The organism is Picosynechococcus sp. NKBG042902 (genome assembly GCF_963864045.1).
Lineage (GTDB): Bacteria > Cyanobacteriota > Cyanobacteriia > Cyanobacteriales > MRBY01 > MRBY01.
The window spans coordinates 74,163-89,067 of record NZ_CAWLTV010000066.1 but is presented as its reverse complement, the minus strand read 5'-3'; the positions used below and the strand labels follow the sequence as shown (position 1 = coordinate 89,067).

The following is a 14,905-nucleotide window of genomic DNA, read 5'->3' as shown; positions in this document are numbered from 1 at the left end:
ACCGAGTGCGACCCTAGACCGTCATAATGTCTTTTTCTTTGATCTTGAGCAGGTCATCGATTTTTGTCGTAAACTCGTCCGTCACCTTCTGGATATCGTCCTGTAAGCTACGGGATTCATCCTCGGAAATGTCGCTATTTTTCTCCTGTTTGCGCACATCATCAATGGCATCACGGCGAATATTGCGGAGGGCAACTTTTCCTTCTTCAGCTAATTTTCCAGCCGTTTTGACCAATTCTTGACGGCGCTCCTTCGTTAACGGCGGAATATTTAAGCGGATATTTGTCCCATCATTGTTGGGGGTCAGACCCAAATCAGACATGGAAATGGCCCGCTCCACATCACTCAAACTACCCCGATCAAAGGGTTGGATCATGATAGTGCTGGAGTCGGGTGTCGAAATACTCGCCAACGATTTTAGGGGAGTTTCTGCACCGTAATATTCCACCGTAATCCGGTCGAGGAGAGAGGCGCTGGCTCTCCCTGTCCGGAGGGTATTAAAAGACCGCTGGGTTGCCTCAATGGTCTTTTGCATATTTTCTCTAAGTTCACTTAACTGCACAGGAACCTCCCACGATTGTTCCAACTGGTTCACCTTTAACGGCACGGACAATGTTGCCTTTCTCAAATAGATTAAACACCATAATTGGGATGTCGTTTTCTTTGCAAAGGGCGATCGCCGTCCCATCCATTACCCTTAAATCATTGGCGAGAACGTGGGCATAGGTCAAGCTTTCATAGCGTTTTGCTGCGGGATTTTTCGCTGGATCGCTGTCGTAAACCCCATCAACTTTGGTGGCTTTGAAGATCACTTCGGCGTCAATTTCGGCGGCCCTCAGGGCAGCGGTGGTATCGGTGGTAAAGAAGGGATTCCCGGAGCCTGCGCCAAAAATCACCACCCGGCCTTTTTCTAAATGCCGGATAGCCCGTCGCCGGATATAGGGTTCTGCGACCTCTTGCATGGCGATCGCCGTTTGGACTCGGGTCGGAATATCGATTTGTTCGAGGGCATCCTGGAGGGTCATCGCATTCATCACCGTCGCGATCATGCCAATATAATCTGCCGTGGCCCGATCCATCCCTTTAGCCGAAGCCTGTACCCCACGGAAAATATTGCCACCGCCAACCACGATCACAATTTGCACACCGCTGGAGACAACTTCCGCAATTTCTTTGGCGATGTCTGATACGATTTGCGGGTCAATCCCGTAACCGAGATCCCCCATCAGAGCCTCACCACTCAGCTTTAAAAGAACACGTTGGTACGCCATCGGTTGTCCCGTTCCTATCTAACTCGCGTTTTGCCTCCATTAAAATAGCAGCTTTTCGGAAATTGCGGCCCGACCCAAGAAAACTTTGCGCCCTGAAAAAGTATTTTATTTTTTATTACCATTTAGATTATTAAAGTGAATCTAAATCAAAAATTATCACTGGAGCAACGGCAATGGGCGCAGTCACCGTCGCAGATCAATGGCATTGGCAAAAATGGGAAGGGCGACCCTATTTGACCTGTGAGCTGCTAGAGCCTTGGCACCATGGCTTTTTCACCCAAGCTTTTGCCCCGGAACTGCCAGAAAATCTTGTGAGAATTTTCCATCCGGAAATCCCGGCCTACCGTGTCAAACAGGTTCATGGGAATACCGTCCTCACGCCCCACGAAATTAATTGGGAAGGGGAGCATTTTTCGCCAGCGGATGGGATTGTTTCAACGGCTTCCCAACAGGCGGTTTTTGTCGCCACAGCAGATTGTACGCCAGCACTCATTGGCGATCGCCGCACCGGAAAAGTCGCTGCTGTCCATGCAGGCTGGCGGGGCACTGCCAAACGAATTATCCCCGAAGCGATTCAAAAGTTTCTCGATGCGGGTTCTGAAATAAAAGATTTGCTAGTTGCCCTTGGCCCGGCCATCAGTGGCGAAGTTTACCAAGTCTCCACCGATGTTGCCGTCGAGATGGGAGTCAGCTTAGGCTTGCAGGATCTTGCAGATGATCTCGATGGGATGCTCCTCGCCCTGGAAAATCTCCTGGATTCGCCGATCCTGCCCGATGATGAACATGAAAAAGTGCGCCTTGATGTTCGTCGCGTCAATCAATTACAGCTTGAGCAGTTGGGTCTAGATCTTGGGCAAATGGCGATCGCCCCCCACTGCACCTACCAACAGCCTGAACATTTCTTTTCCTATCGCCGCAGCAACCAAAAAAACGTGCAATGGTCAGGAATTGTCTCCCGCTAACCCCAGGCGAAAGTTTCGATAAAAAAGAGAGGCCTTTGCAGTACCTCCCTTCATCGCTAAAATTTGCAATCAGTTGTGCAGTTTATAGAAAAAGCTTGTGGAACCCAGAGGAAAATACCTGGTTTCCGCAACTACTTCACCCTACTCTGTTGCACTCATGTATTCATCATCAGTATCGAGATCTTCGCTCTCGTCCACTTGATCTTCAACGGTCAGACCAGCCGCTTCAGCCCGGAGCTTTTCGCGGTACTTCTCTGCCATTTCCTCGGCCTTTTCAAACACAAGGTCACGGTTCTTGAGCATATCGCCCGGTTCGGGTTCAAGCTGCTTCGTCGACAAGGAGATCCGACCCCGTTCCGCATCGAGATCAATGATCATTACCTTCAGTTCGTCGTTCACCTGGAAGACGCTGTGGGGCGTATCAATGTGGTCATGGGAGATTTCAGAAATGTGGAGCAGGCCGCTGACACCGCCGATATCAATAAACGCACCATAGGGCTTGATCCCACGGACAGAACCCACAACGACTTCGCCGACTTCTAGGCCATTCATCTTCCGCTCAACCAGTGCCCGACGGTGGCTGAGGACGAGGCGATTGCGGTCTTCATCGACTTCGAGGAATTTGAGAGGCAGTTCCTGGCCGACGAGATCTTCTTTCGCTTGGCGAGTGCTGATGTGAGAACCGGGAATAAAACCGCGCAACCCTTCAATACGCACCAAAGCACCACCACGGTTGGTGGCAAATACCAAAGAGCGAACCGTCGCATCTTCTGCTTGGAGTTGACGGACACGTTCCCACGCTCTCATGTATTCAATGCGGCGGATGGAGAGGGTAAGCTGACCATCTTCGTTCTCATCGGTGAGAATGAAAAACTCACGGGTTTCGTCAGATTGAAGAACCTCATCGGGAGTATCCACACGGTTAATGGACATCTCCTGGATGGGAATATATGCTGCGGTTTTCGCGCCGATGTCGATCAATGCACCTCTTGGCTCCATACTAAATACGGTGCCGGGAACGATATCTCCAGGGCTGAAGTGATAATCGTATTTGTCTAAGAGAGCGGCAAAATCGTCATGGGTAAAACCAATATCTACTGTAGCTGTGTTCTGACTGACCATGTGTGTTTCTATTCCTAGTGTTTAATCTCCTGAACTTTTGTTGCTGACCTCCAACCTCGATATGCGACCGACCTTTGGGATTTAAGGCACAACCCAAAATGGCTTTTTCATAACATATGTTTGGTGGGAGAAATAGTCTAGGGATGGGAAAGCATCGCCTCGACTAGCTTTGGGTAAATTACGGGAGCCTTGGATGTCTTCAAATTTGAATGCTTGATGACATCTTGATAAGTAATTTACAGCAGCAAGAAAAACCGTACTACGATCAACGCAGTATGGCAGGGTACATATCTTAAAATGTAAAAGTTAAATATATTAAGATACAGGATATCAATAGTATCTCAAAAAATGGCGCAGATCCATAAGTTCCCAGGCTTATTTTTTCGGCTGTCACTGCAGGGGAACGGGATCAACAAAATAAATCTCGTTTAATCTAGTTTGCAGAGGGCGTTAGGACTGAGGGAGAAGTCAGATCTTCTGATTCTTCGTCTTCATTGAGGGTTTGAATCCAGAGGTTGGCTTGCTCGGCGTTGTCCTGGAGATGACTGAGGGTTTCGATAAAGTCATCGACTCCTTGGAACTGACGGTACACGGAAGCAAAACGCACGTAGGCGACTTCACTTTCTTGGCGGAGCCGATGCAATACCAAATCCCCAATTTGGGCTGTGGTAATGCTGCGCTTGGGCTTCTGTTGGAGTTGGGCTTCGATTTCTTCGGCGATCGCCTCTAGGGTCGAGGGTAAAACGGTTGTTTTTTCGCAGGCCCGCACCATACCCCGCAAAATTTTAGAGCGATCAAAGGCTTCACTTTGACCATTGCGCTTGATCACAGAGATGGGCACAAATTCGATCCGCTCGTAGGTGGTGAAACGGTGTTTGCAACTGAGGCATTCGCGACGACGACGAATACTCCGTCCAGCGCCGGTGGATCTTGACTCTAAAACGCGACTATCAGTATGTTGACAATAGGGGCATTGCATAACGATTGGAACAGAAAAAAGTTGGCCGATCTGAGCGAAATTTGGCAGCCGCTGATCGGTGCATCCTAATGATTGGGGGAAAATGGAGAAAGCCTGAACCAAGAAAAAATCTGCCCCAAAAGACAAACTTTTCGCTTTAGTTCAGGGATGATCTTCAAAGGTTGGTATGAGAAAATCAAAGTTTATTTTTCGATACGGGGGGGTTCGCGGAAGGCGATCGCGAAAAAGAGAACCGATAACGCCATCGCTAGCACAATAATGTAAGCAACACTATCCATGTTTTTAAAAAATCCTTGGGTTTTGAACTTTTGCTTCACTTTAACATTTTTTTGTTCGGATCCTCAGTTGGGGTTTTGTTGATAATTGAGATTTTAAGTTTTTAACGTTTTCTGCCCCGTTTGGGAAAAATATGAGGTCTTGGGGGCTTGGGGAAAAGATTTTTGCGGACTATTCGAGGCATAGCTAGGGGATGACGGAACAAATTTTAGAATTAAAAGTTGAAGGAGCAGGGGAACGCCTGGATCAATGGTTGGCCCAGCAGCTCCCAGAATTATCACGGTCTCGTTTGCAACGGTTGATTGAGCAGGGTCAAGTGCAGCTCAATGAAGCCCCTTGCCAATCGAAAAAGACAAAATTAAAAGTGGGCGATCGCCTAATACTCAAGATTCCCGCCCCAGCAACTATGGCCCTCGCACCGGAGGCAATGGATCTGGATATTTTGTTTGAAGATGAGCATTTTTTAATCGTTAATAAACCCGCTGGAATGGTGGTACATCCGGCACCGGGAAACTATACCGGCACCCTTGTCCATGGTTTGTTGGCCCACTGCGGCGAAAATTTAGCAGGCATTGGTGGGGTACAGCGGCCCGGCATTGTGCACCGCTTGGATAAGGACACGACCGGGGCGATCGCCATTGCGAAAACAGACCAGGCCCACCAACATCTACAGGCGCAAATCAAGGCCAAAACAGCGAGACGGGAATACATGGGGATTGTCTACGGTTGCCCCCGGAACGATACTGGGACAATTGAGGCACCGATTGCGCGGCACAAAGGCGATCGCAAAAAAATGGCCGTCGATGAAACGGGGCGTCCGGCGGTGACCCACTGGGAGATCATGGAACGCCTGGGTAATTATTCCTTGCTCTATTACAAACTAGAAACAGGGCGCACCCACCAAATCCGCGTTCACAGTGCCCACATGGGCAATCCGATCATCGGAGATCCCCTCTATACCAGCAATAAATTCGATAAGGTCAAACTCACGGGCCAAGCACTCCACGCTCGCAAGCTCATGGTCGAACATCCAGTGACCGGAGAAACGATCGAGGCGATCGCCCCTTTACCTACAGAATTTGAAAAGTTACTGCGATTTTTGCGGCAGCGGGCCTAGGGCAGCGCCCCCCGCCATTGGATCACCTGTTGGGTCTGATGTTCTCCGAAACGCCGCTCGGCTGTAATTTCTAAATCCACCACCATTCCGCTCTGGAAATACTCTTGAGCCAAGGGGAGATCTCCCAGGCGTAGTTGATATTCTGAACCAATTTGCTGCACTGCTTCTGGGGAGAGGCGTCCGCTATAACGGGTTTCGTAGGTGTAGCCCTCTCGAAATTGGGGTGTGGGATTACGGGTGCGGTAGGTGACCATAAATTGCGTGTCTAACCAATCGCTCCGAGGCCCTAGATCGAGGATGCTAAAAGTTAGATCGCGGTCAGTTCCCCGCAAACCCTGGCGGATCAATTGGGTAGCCTCATCTGCCTGCATTGCCCGGTTAACTTGGATTTGGAAACCGTTACCCTGGGGTTGAACGGTGTAATCTAACCAAGCTTCCCCCGATTGTTGTACTGCTAACTGCCGACTGTCTCCCAGGCTGAGGCTAAATTGTGCTTGGTTAAAAGCAGTTTGGGGTTGATCAGCGGCCCAAACCAGTTGAATCGGCGCAGTGAAAAGTTCGACATATTCGCGATAGGTATCAGGAACCTGGGAACCGCTGGCTAATTTGCTGCGTAATCCTGTAGGCGATCGCCAAATATTTTTGCTGAGGGTCGTCCCCGATCGTTCCAATGCGGCGAGAGAAATGGTGGTGTTGGGATTGTCGGTGGGGATAGCGGTTAAATTTTGAATGAGGGTCACGGTGCCAGGAGTTCCATTTCTGCCAGGGTTACCATCGGGAGCGTTACGACCATTGCGACCGGGGGTGCAGTAATAGCGTTGTTGAGTACATCGCTCTTCTTTTCTAGGTTTTTCTTCGGGATTGTTGCTGGCCACTTCTTCCAGATGGCAAGTTTCGACGACCCAAGAAGAATAGGGACAACCACAACCGCGCCCCCCATAACCGCCTCGCCCCTCTAGTCCACCTTCGCCACCGCGATTGTCAATAAAAATTAGGCTGAGGTCTTGGGGCTGTCGATAGAAAATTGTCACATCCGCGCCATCGCCCCCATTACCACCGTTGCCGCCTCGACCGCCATCGCCCCCATCGGCGCCCCGAATATTGTGTTCTGGTCGTCGCCAATAGCTAGAACAGCGGGCTGCTTCACCATATTCGCCGTCGGTGCCTGGTTCGCCGTCGCCACCTTTTAGGTCAAACGTGCGGGCGGTGCCATCGATAATGATTGTTTGATCTTGGGCATTGCTGCCGGAGCGACCATCGCGGCCAGGACGACCATCGCGACCCGTCTGTCCCCACGAGAAGGAGTTGTTGTAATAGGGATAATGCTGGGAAACCCCAGGGGCGATCGCCCCGACCATAATTACCCCGACCACAACGCTGCCAATTCCCACCCAATGGTGCCACTTCATCGCGTTTGACCCCTGATTTATCCGCCCGGATATTACTCCGTGACGGGCTAGAAACCTCTCTAGTTTCTAGTGTACCCAGCAGTCCACCAGTCAAAAGGCGATCGCCTAATTTTGGACAGATTTTTTTTGCATAACACCCCATATTTGGCGGAGGAAAAAGTTTCTATGTAAAAATAACAGAGAGGGCACCATACAGAAATCATTCGCATCATACATAGTCTATGTGTGCATCACCTAGAGGTCATAGAAAAAAGAAAGATGACTGATTACTTTGGTTCTTGTCTGTGTGGAACCGCGAAATTTCAAGTACAAGGGGAGTTCGACAGCTTTTACCTGTGTCATTGTCAGCATTGCCAAAAAGATACAGGGTCGGCTCACTCGGCAAATTTATTTTCGCGGTCTGCTAAATTGATTTGGCTGGCTGGTGTGGATGCAGTGACTACATTTACGCTTCCAGGTACTCGCCACAACAAAAGCTTTTGTAAATTCTGTGGTTCAGCGTTGCCAAGCACTCAGATTGCTGATTTTCTCGTCATTCCCGCAGGGTGTTTGGATACAGAAGTTTCTATGTCGCCAACTGCCCACATCTTTACATCGAGCAAAGCTGCTTGGGACAGGGCGTTAGGGGAACTGCCAAAATTCAAAGGGTTGCCAAGTTGAGCGACCATCACATAACAATTCAAAGCACGCTAACTTCACCATCCTGAAATACAGTATTTGACAAGAAAAATTAGGGTGTTGTCGCTGTCCACCAGGCGCTTATTGGAATTTTTGTTGCAAAACGCGACTTTATGGCGCATAATGCAATTATCTACTTAGGAAAATAGTATGTCTGTTGCCGTTCGTATCTCTAACTCTTTGGCGACAAAAGCTAAAATTCGTTCAAAAGCCATGCATCGTTCAGTTGCTGGTCAAATCGAGTATTGGGCGAAAATGGGTGAAATTCTCGAAGATAACCCTGATTTATCTTTTGCTTTTGTACAAGAAATCCTCATCAGTAAAGAAGAGGCTGAGAACTCTGAGTTAACACCTTATGAGTTCCAATAAAAAGAAAATCGAAGTATATCAAACTCCCTCCTTTACCAAGAAAAAAAGAAGCTTCGTAAAAATGAAATTGCAGACCTAGATAATGCTGTTAAAGCGATTATTGAAAATCCAGAAATTGGTGTTCAAAAAAAAGGCGATTTAGCTGATGTGTGGGTCTACAAATTTAAAATGGCAAAACAAGAAAATCTGCTTGCTTATAAGTGGGATGCGGAAAAAAGAATTCTTATTGCACTTGGCGTCCACGAAAATTTTTATCGTGATCTGAAAAAATCAAACTTCTAACAACGAGTTCGAGTATAAAACCCCAAAGCTCTCTCTGCTTAACGTCGATGTTGAAAATTTGATTGGGCGATCGCCACATGAGAAAAAATTAGGGCGTTGTCGCTGTCCACCAGGCGATCGCATAATCCTGGGTTGCTTGATTGGCTTGCTCGGCATAGACAACCCGCACTTTATACTTTCCCGTTTGTGGTATGGGGCAAAAAATATGTTCAACGCTATCAACGGGGCTGGTAGAGCGACATACCGCCTCGCCTAAGTTGTCAGCATCCGCTGGCAAGAGATAAAGATTGAGATCATTCAGGCCGCGATCCGTAAAACTTTCTCCCACATCATATAGACCATTATTGTTCTGGTCATTCAAGTCCACCCAACGATCCCAAGTGAGGGTCAGGGCTACAAAAGAATCCTGTTGTAGGGGCATGGCGAAATGATAGTCCTGAAACTCTTGGGCGCTAATTTTGTCATAATCCCAGCCCCGACTTGGCACAGGCGCTGTTGTTGACCACTGTCCGGCGGCCAATTGTTGGTAAGCGCGTTGGGCGTTGAGTTGCCCCGTGCCCATTTCAATATCCAGAGGAATATCGGGATTTTTGTAAGCGTCTCCTTCGAGCCAGGTGCGATTTTGTTTACTGAGAATCGTGCGGGTCATTTCCAGAGACTTCCCGTCCCCAGTATCGGCAATTTTATCGGCACTGTTGAGCAATACCGCTTTCATCACTTCATGGCGACGGGCCGCGAGGCTCCATTGGTCGGCCTGGGTTTTCAGTTGGCGATCGCTAAATTCTTGTAACAAGGCAACGGTGCCAGTGATGTGGGGGGCCGCGAAACTCGTACCGCTCACTCGGTCGATTTTATTAAAGGTGGTGATCAGATTGAGCTGGCTACCGGGGGCACTGAGGCTAATGGCCCGGCGGGAACCCGTATTAATTTCCTGGCGAATCAAACGACTGCCACTGCCCACAGGCAGGGAACTGAGATTAGCAAAATCAATTTTATTAAACGCATCCCCTTGAAACCGGGTAGTGTAGGCGGTAGTGATGCCGTTGTAATGATCCGTCGGAATCGGGATGCCACCAGTGCCTTGGTTTCCGGCTACCACATGGAGGACATCATAAACCCGCGCTGTCCAGTCTAAACATTGGGTCAAAAGGGCATTGCCATCTAAGGCTGGATTCGGCCGGGGATCGCGACTGAGGGATTCTCCAAAACTGAAATTGATCGCTCGCACGTCGCCGCCATTTTGTCGGGCAATGTGTTGGGTCGCGAGACATTCCTCTGGTTGGGCCGAATCGTCAGTGGAACCGATCGCCGAGGAAAACAGACGGGCTTCCGGGGCGACTCCCAGTTGACGTTTGTCTTGTCCGACCATAATTCCCGCTACCATGCCCGCGTGGTCATCGACATGATCGTCGGGGGTTGCCTTTTCGTTGAGGAAAAACAGTTGAGAAAGTCCCAGTTGCGGTTGCCAGACGGCCCGTTTATCGAGGCCAAATTTACCAGGACGGCCAATTTCTACCTGACCAATGGCGATTTTGCGACCTAGTAGATCATAGGGTTCACTGTGGAGGGTGGTGGCTTGGATCCCGTTGTCGCCGATAGAGGTATTAAAGTCCTGGGCGATCGCCCCTTCAAATCCCCCAAAAACCGTCAAACCGAGGGTGAATATCCCAAAAAGTGACCGTTTTTGCCTAAATCTCCCCATGATCTCCCGCTCTTAACCCAAAACTGAATACTAAACAATGTGAATTGCTACATAAATCGGCGCCAGCCTCTAGTTAAACTTAACGTAAATCATCAAAAAACAGGTTGAGAAGTTTATATATGGATACCGCCGCACTCTGGCAACGTTACCAAGCTTGGCTCTACTACCATCCGGAACTCGAATTTTACGTCGATATCAGTCGGATGGGCTTTGATGAGGCGTTTGTACAAGGTTTACAACCGAAGTTTGCAAAGGCATTTCAAGATTTAAAAGCGATCGAAGCCGGGGCGATCGCCAACCCCGATGAAGGCAGAATGGTGGGTCACTATTGGTTACGTAACCCTGATCTCGCCCCCAATGCGGAACTAAAAGCAGATATTGTTGACACCCTCGAAAAAGTCGAAAAATTTGCCAAGGCAGTTCATGTGGGAGAAATTACAGCTCCCGGTGGTGTGCCGTTTACAGATATTCTCTCCATTGGCATTGGCGGGTCTGCCCTCGGCCCCCAATTTGTCGCCGAAGCTCTCGCCGATGTGGATGCGCCGTTAAAGATCCATTTCATCGATAACACCGATCCCGACGGCATTGACCGCACCCTCGCCCAGGTCAAAGATCGACTGAATACCACCTTGGCGATCGTTATTTCCAAATCCGGCGGCACGCCCGAAACCCGGAACGGCATGGTTGAGGTGAAAAATTTCTACAAAGCCCACAAAATTGATTTCTCTTCCCATGCAGTAGCGATTACCGGAATTGGCTCCAAACTCGAAAATGTCGCGAAATCCGAGCATTGGCTCACCACCTTCCCGATGCATGACTGGGTGGGCGGCCGGACTTCCGAATTGTCAGCCGTGGGTTTAGTTGCCGCCGCGTTACAAGGGATTAATATTCGGGCAATGCTCGACGGCGCAAAAATAATGGACGATGCCACCCGCATTCCTGAACTGAAACAAAATCCGGCGGCATTATTGGCTCTGGCTTGGTATTACTCCGGCAATGGCAGGGGTGAGAAGGATATGGTAATTTTGCCCTATAAAGACCGTTTGTTGCTCTTTAGCCGCTATTTGCAACAACTGATCATGGAATCCCTCGGCAAGGAAGAAGATCTCGATGGCAATAAGGTCTACCAAGGGATCGCCGTCTACGGGAATAAAGGTTCCACTGACCAGCACGCCTATGTGCAACAACTGCGGGAAGGAGTTCCCAATTTCTTCGCGACCTTTATCGAAGTGTTAGGCGATCGCCAAGGTGACTCTATCGATATCGAAAATGGCGCAACTAGCGGTGATTTTCTCTCCGGCTTTTTGCTCGGCACTCGCGAAGCTCTCTATGACAATGGCAGGGACTCGATTACCATTACCGTTCCCGATGTTGATGCCCGTACTGTCGGTGCCCTGATTGCCCTCTATGAACGGGCTGTCACGATCTATGCGTCTTTGGTCAATATCAACGCTTACCACCAACCTGGCGTCGAAGCTGGGAAAAAAGCAGCAGCATCAGTGCTCGATCTCCAGAAAAAAGTGGTGGATGCAGTAACGACGAGTGAGTCCCCTCTGACCCTCGATAGTCTAGCGATTAAAGTCGGGGCGGTTGAACAAATTGAGGTGATTTACAAAATTGTTCGTCATCTGGCTGCCAATGGTCGCGCCTTGAAATTAGAGGGCAATCCGGCTCAACCCAGTGCGCTAAAGATTAGTCGTCTCTAAGCTCAGAATGTCTCACATTCAAGCTATGGCTGACCTGTCACGCGCTCCAGGATAAAGAAAAATGGCTGGGTAGATTGCTTGAAATCCATCACACCAAACACCTGATTTTCGTCGATTTTCCTAAAGGAATCGTTGATGGGCAGGCAGTCATAGATCATGGTGGCGCTGACTTTGCCGCGATATTCCATCATTCGGAGTCTGGCTTGACTTTTTTCGGTTTTAAATAGGCCATTGAGCAACCTTAGAAACGGTTTAAAGGCCGGGTTTTGGGGCATGGGCAATTTCAAGACCATCTCCATGGTTTTGAGGTTGGGGGCTACTTTAAAAATTTCTCCCTGACGACCAGAAAAAAGTAGGGGATGTACGGTTTCCGGGTCGATAAATTCTTTGCCGTACCAGTTACCTAACTCCAACAGACCATCCATCGGGTGCCCTGTATAAATTCCCCGGCCTCGCCACAGTCCCCACATAAAGTCCAGATCAACGGTTTCGAGGCGGTCAAAGAGTTCAAGGGCTTCCTGGGTCGTACCTTGGCCTGTTTGCAAAATGCTTGGTAACTCAGCTGTGGTCGTCATCGGCGATCGCTTTCCATCAATGTTTGGGGTCATTTCCATAGGCTAACAAGAAATTCAGGCAGTGATAGATCTTGAGAAAAGCGAGTTTTTTAGATGGGAGGCTGGCGACATCGCAAATCTTGATTTAGAGATTATTGGCCCTATTGCGTTTTGGGGGGCTGGCAATGGGCGATCGCTCCAGAAGACATCGACTACACTAAAAATATCAATACTCCCAGGAAAACCATGGTTGCCAATGCAGTTCGCTGGACAGTACAGGATCTCGAAGCCATGCCCGACGATGGCGGCTGGAAACGCTATGAAATTATTGATGGAGAATTAATCGTGACCCGTGCGCCCCATATTTTTCATCAAAGTGCTGCGAGTCGGCTTCACATCGCCCTAGGTAATTGGTCAGACCAATCAGGTCTTGGTCGTGTTTTTGAGGCTCCAGGGGTGGTCTTCTCTCCGAATGATGGGGTGATTCCAGATGTGGTGTGGGTGAGTAATGCGCGTCTCGAAACGGGTGTGGATGAGTCGGGGCATTTTACCGTTGCGCCGGAACTGATGATCGAAATTCTCTCGGCGGGCAAATTAAATGAGCAGCGGGATAAAGAGGCAAAGCGTAAATTATATTCGCTCTATGGGGTGCAGGAATATTGGGTGGTGGATTGGCGACTGAAAACCATTGAGGTCTATCGGCGAAATCAGGCGCAGTTGGAGTTGGTCTGCACTTTACTGGGTGATGATGCCCTCACTTCACCTTTATTACCCGATTTTACGATCGCCATTGATCAGGTCTTTCGTTAAGCTCGACTTTTCGGATGCTGACAATAGGCGAACAAAATATCAATGCAGTGGGCGATCGCCCCAAGGTGAGCAATCTCGTAACCATGGGTATTTTCCGTGGGGAAACTGAGGCAAGCGCCCCGGCACACATGGCCAAATTTCATCGCAATGGAGGCATCACTACCGAATCCTTGGATAATTGCCTGTTGGAGCGGTCGGTGAATGCCAGCGGCGGCAGTGATAATTTCTTGATTCAAACCTTCATCGTAAATCCCGTAACCATCCTGGGACAGTAACACGGGCCGATCCCCAGCGGCGATCGCATATTCCCGCGCCAGGGGACAAATTTCCAGGGCAACTAAGGCATCGAGTTGAGTATTTTGACTGAAGTAGAGCGCTCCCACAGCCCCCACTTCCTCCTTTGCTGAGGCGACCAGATAAACATCTTGGGGGGGATTTTTGAGTCGTTGGGCCAGTTCAATCAGAATGACGAGGGAGGCTTTGTTATCGAGGGTGTAGCTGGCGATGTAATTTTTCAGGCGGAACGGTTTTTTGCGGTGTTTCCCGACTACGACCCGACTCCCCGGACGCACCCCAGCGGCAAGCAGTTCACTACTATGACACTTCGTTTCCAGCCAAGCCTGGTGCCACTGGACGGGTTTTTCCGTTTGCAGTAGTTTCTGGGGAGATTCGTGGGAAACGTGGCGCGACCCAAAGCTCAAAATCCCGGAAATCGTTGTGTTATCACCGAGGATATCCATCACCCCTTCGCCGTAGATCCAGGGATAAGCCCCACCTAAAGCTCGAATTTCCACGCGACCCGTGCGTTCATCCACCTGTTTAACGATCGCCCCGATTTCATCTTTGTGGGCGGTAATGGCGATCGCCCCTGCTTCCGGATTCTGACCAGGAATTTTCACGATGATATTGCCAGCGCGGTCTTGCCAATGGTTCACCCCAAGTTTGGCGAATAGAGCGAGGAGATAATGGTCAATTTCTGTTTCTTGGCCACTGGGAGAATGGTGCATGACTAAGGTAGAAATTTGCTCAAAAAAGCAGGTCAAAGTCGTGGCTCATGGTTGAAAAAATGGGAGAGATGGGGGAGGAGAAATAAACAAAATCGCCCCCAGTGTTTTCGCAACTTTATCTAAAGAAAAACAAAAGCGCGGGAAGGGGCGATCGCCTTTAAATCCCCCTTCTGAAGGGGGACAGAGGGGGATGTTCTAACCCAAAGCTTTTTCAATGGCCGCTTTCAGGTTTGCATCATCGGGGGCTGTCTGGGGCTCAAAGCGTTCGATGACTTCACCGTCACGGCCGACGAGAAATTTGCCGAAGTTCCAGGCGATGTCGGGGCCATTTCCCACGAGGAACTGGTACAGAGGGCTGCGGTTGGCGCCGTTGACATCCTGCTTTTCGAGGAGCGTAAAATCTACGTCATATTTGGTCTTGGTGAAATCTTTGATTTCGTCAGGGGTGCCGGGTTCCTGGGCGCCGAACTGATTACAAGGAACGCCGACAATCACCAAACCGCGATCGCCATATTCTTGATCGAGGGCAACCAGGCCACTGTACTGGGGCGTCAGGCCGCATTTGCTCGCTACATTCACGAATAAAACGACTTTATTTTCGAGGGTTTCCGGGCTGAGGGGCGCGCCGTCTAGGGTTTTTAACGCTGTGGGTAAAGCCATG

Annotated in this window: 17 protein-coding genes; 7 read left to right on the top strand and 10 right to left on the bottom strand. The window is 49.5% G+C overall.

The annotated features are described in order from the left end of the window. Positions 1–13: 13 nt before the first annotated feature. Positions 14–562 (bottom strand): ribosome recycling factor, encoded by a 549-nt coding sequence (gene frr, locus AACR41_RS06935; protein ID WP_012306579.1) that lies wholly within the window; start codon positions 560–562, stop codon positions 14–16. After that, positions 549–1,271, bottom strand: coding sequence for a UMP kinase (gene pyrH, locus AACR41_RS06930; protein ID WP_012306580.1), 723 nt, complete (start codon positions 1,269–1,271; stop codon positions 549–551). The genes frr and pyrH overlap by 14 nt, the downstream gene beginning before the upstream one ends. Before the next feature lie 173 nt (positions 1,272–1,444). Between pyrH and pgeF the strand changes: the two genes are divergently transcribed. Continuing rightward, entirely contained in the window at positions 1,445–2,233 is a 789-nt protein-coding gene (gene pgeF / locus AACR41_RS06925; RefSeq protein WP_030007273.1) for a peptidoglycan editing factor PgeF, read from the top strand. 141 nt (positions 2,234–2,374) lie between these two features. On the opposite strand, the gene AACR41_RS06920 is transcribed toward pgeF, so the two are convergent. From AACR41_RS06920 to AACR41_RS06910, 3 genes are all read right to left on the bottom strand, one after another. Continuing rightward, positions 2,375–3,355, bottom strand: coding sequence for a 30S ribosomal protein S1 (locus tag AACR41_RS06920; protein ID WP_012306582.1), 981 nt, complete (start codon positions 3,353–3,355; stop codon positions 2,375–2,377). A 433-nt stretch (positions 3,356–3,788) separates the two neighbouring features. Beyond that, complete coding sequence (gene nrdR, locus AACR41_RS06915; protein ID WP_012306583.1) at positions 3,789–4,334, bottom strand: transcriptional regulator NrdR; 546 nt, start codon at positions 4,332–4,334, stop codon at positions 3,789–3,791. Between the two features lie 182 nt (positions 4,335–4,516). Continuing rightward, positions 4,517–4,612: a photosystem II reaction center protein T gene (locus AACR41_RS06910; RefSeq protein ID WP_012306584.1), complete on the bottom strand. Its 96-nt coding sequence runs from the start codon at positions 4,610–4,612 to the stop codon at positions 4,517–4,519. A 191-nt stretch (positions 4,613–4,803) separates the two neighbouring features. Here AACR41_RS06910 and AACR41_RS06905 point away from each other — a divergent pair, with 191 nt between their 5' ends. Beyond that, positions 4,804–5,727 carry an RluA family pseudouridine synthase gene (locus tag AACR41_RS06905; protein WP_030007272.1) on the top strand — a complete coding sequence of 308 codons (924 nt, stop codon included), beginning with the start codon at positions 4,804–4,806 and terminating at the stop codon, positions 5,725–5,727. On the opposite strand, the gene AACR41_RS06900 is transcribed toward AACR41_RS06905, so the two are convergent. Next, on the bottom strand, positions 5,724–7,136 hold the full coding sequence (locus AACR41_RS06900; RefSeq protein ID WP_030007271.1) for a hypothetical protein: 1,413 nt from the start codon (positions 7,134–7,136) through the stop codon (positions 5,724–5,726). The two genes, AACR41_RS06905 and AACR41_RS06900, sit on opposite strands and share 4 nt — an antisense overlap. Positions 7,137–7,394: 258 nt before the next feature. Between AACR41_RS06900 and AACR41_RS06895 the strand changes: the two genes are divergently transcribed. The 3 genes from AACR41_RS06895 (at position 7,395) to AACR41_RS16535 (ending at position 8,465) form a co-directional block, all read left to right on the top strand. Next, entirely contained in the window at positions 7,395–7,796 is a 402-nt protein-coding gene (locus tag AACR41_RS06895) for a GFA family protein (RefSeq protein ID WP_071925400.1), read from the top strand. 168 nt (positions 7,797–7,964) lie between these two features. Beyond that, entirely contained in the window at positions 7,965–8,183 is a 219-nt protein-coding gene (locus tag AACR41_RS06890; RefSeq protein WP_030007270.1) for a TA system antitoxin ParD family protein, read from the top strand. 15 nt (positions 8,184–8,198) lie between these two features. Continuing rightward, on the top strand, positions 8,199–8,465 hold the full coding sequence (locus AACR41_RS16535; protein ID WP_030007269.1) for a type II toxin-antitoxin system RelE/ParE family toxin: 267 nt from the start codon (positions 8,199–8,201) through the stop codon (positions 8,463–8,465). Positions 8,466–8,553: 88 nt separating this feature from the next. Here the strand turns inward: AACR41_RS16535 and AACR41_RS06885 are convergent, their stop codons facing one another. After that, on the bottom strand, positions 8,554–10,167 hold the full coding sequence (locus AACR41_RS06885; RefSeq protein ID WP_030007268.1) for a S8 family serine peptidase: 1,614 nt from the start codon (positions 10,165–10,167) through the stop codon (positions 8,554–8,556). Between the two features lie 119 nt (positions 10,168–10,286). On the opposite strand from AACR41_RS06885, the gene AACR41_RS06880 reads away from it, so the two are divergent. After that, a complete protein-coding gene (locus AACR41_RS06880) occupies positions 10,287–11,873 on the top strand; it encodes a glucose-6-phosphate isomerase (protein ID WP_030007267.1) in 1,587 nt (528 codons plus the stop codon). 23 nt (positions 11,874–11,896) lie between these two features. Here the strand turns inward: AACR41_RS06880 and AACR41_RS06875 are convergent, their stop codons facing one another. After that, positions 11,897–12,448, bottom strand: a complete 552-nt coding sequence (locus AACR41_RS06875; protein ID WP_030007266.1) for a DUF4334 domain-containing protein — start codon at positions 12,446–12,448, stop codon at positions 11,897–11,899. Between the two features lie 225 nt (positions 12,449–12,673). Between AACR41_RS06875 and AACR41_RS06870 the strand changes: the two genes are divergently transcribed. Next, complete coding sequence (locus AACR41_RS06870; RefSeq protein WP_030007265.1) at positions 12,674–13,237, top strand: Uma2 family endonuclease; 564 nt, start codon at positions 12,674–12,676, stop codon at positions 13,235–13,237. Here the strand turns inward: AACR41_RS06870 and AACR41_RS06865 are convergent. Together AACR41_RS06865 and AACR41_RS06860 are read right to left on the bottom strand one after the other, a co-directional pair. Continuing rightward, positions 13,234–14,244, bottom strand: a complete 1,011-nt coding sequence (locus AACR41_RS06865) for a M42 family metallopeptidase (RefSeq protein ID WP_045442053.1) — start codon at positions 14,242–14,244, stop codon at positions 13,234–13,236. The two genes, AACR41_RS06870 and AACR41_RS06865, sit on opposite strands and share 4 nt — an antisense overlap. Positions 14,245–14,439: 195 nt before the next feature. Continuing rightward, positions 14,440–14,904, bottom strand: coding sequence for a glutathione peroxidase (locus AACR41_RS06860; protein WP_012306597.1), 465 nt, complete (start codon positions 14,902–14,904; stop codon positions 14,440–14,442). Between the last annotated feature and the right edge of the window lies 1 nt (position 14,905).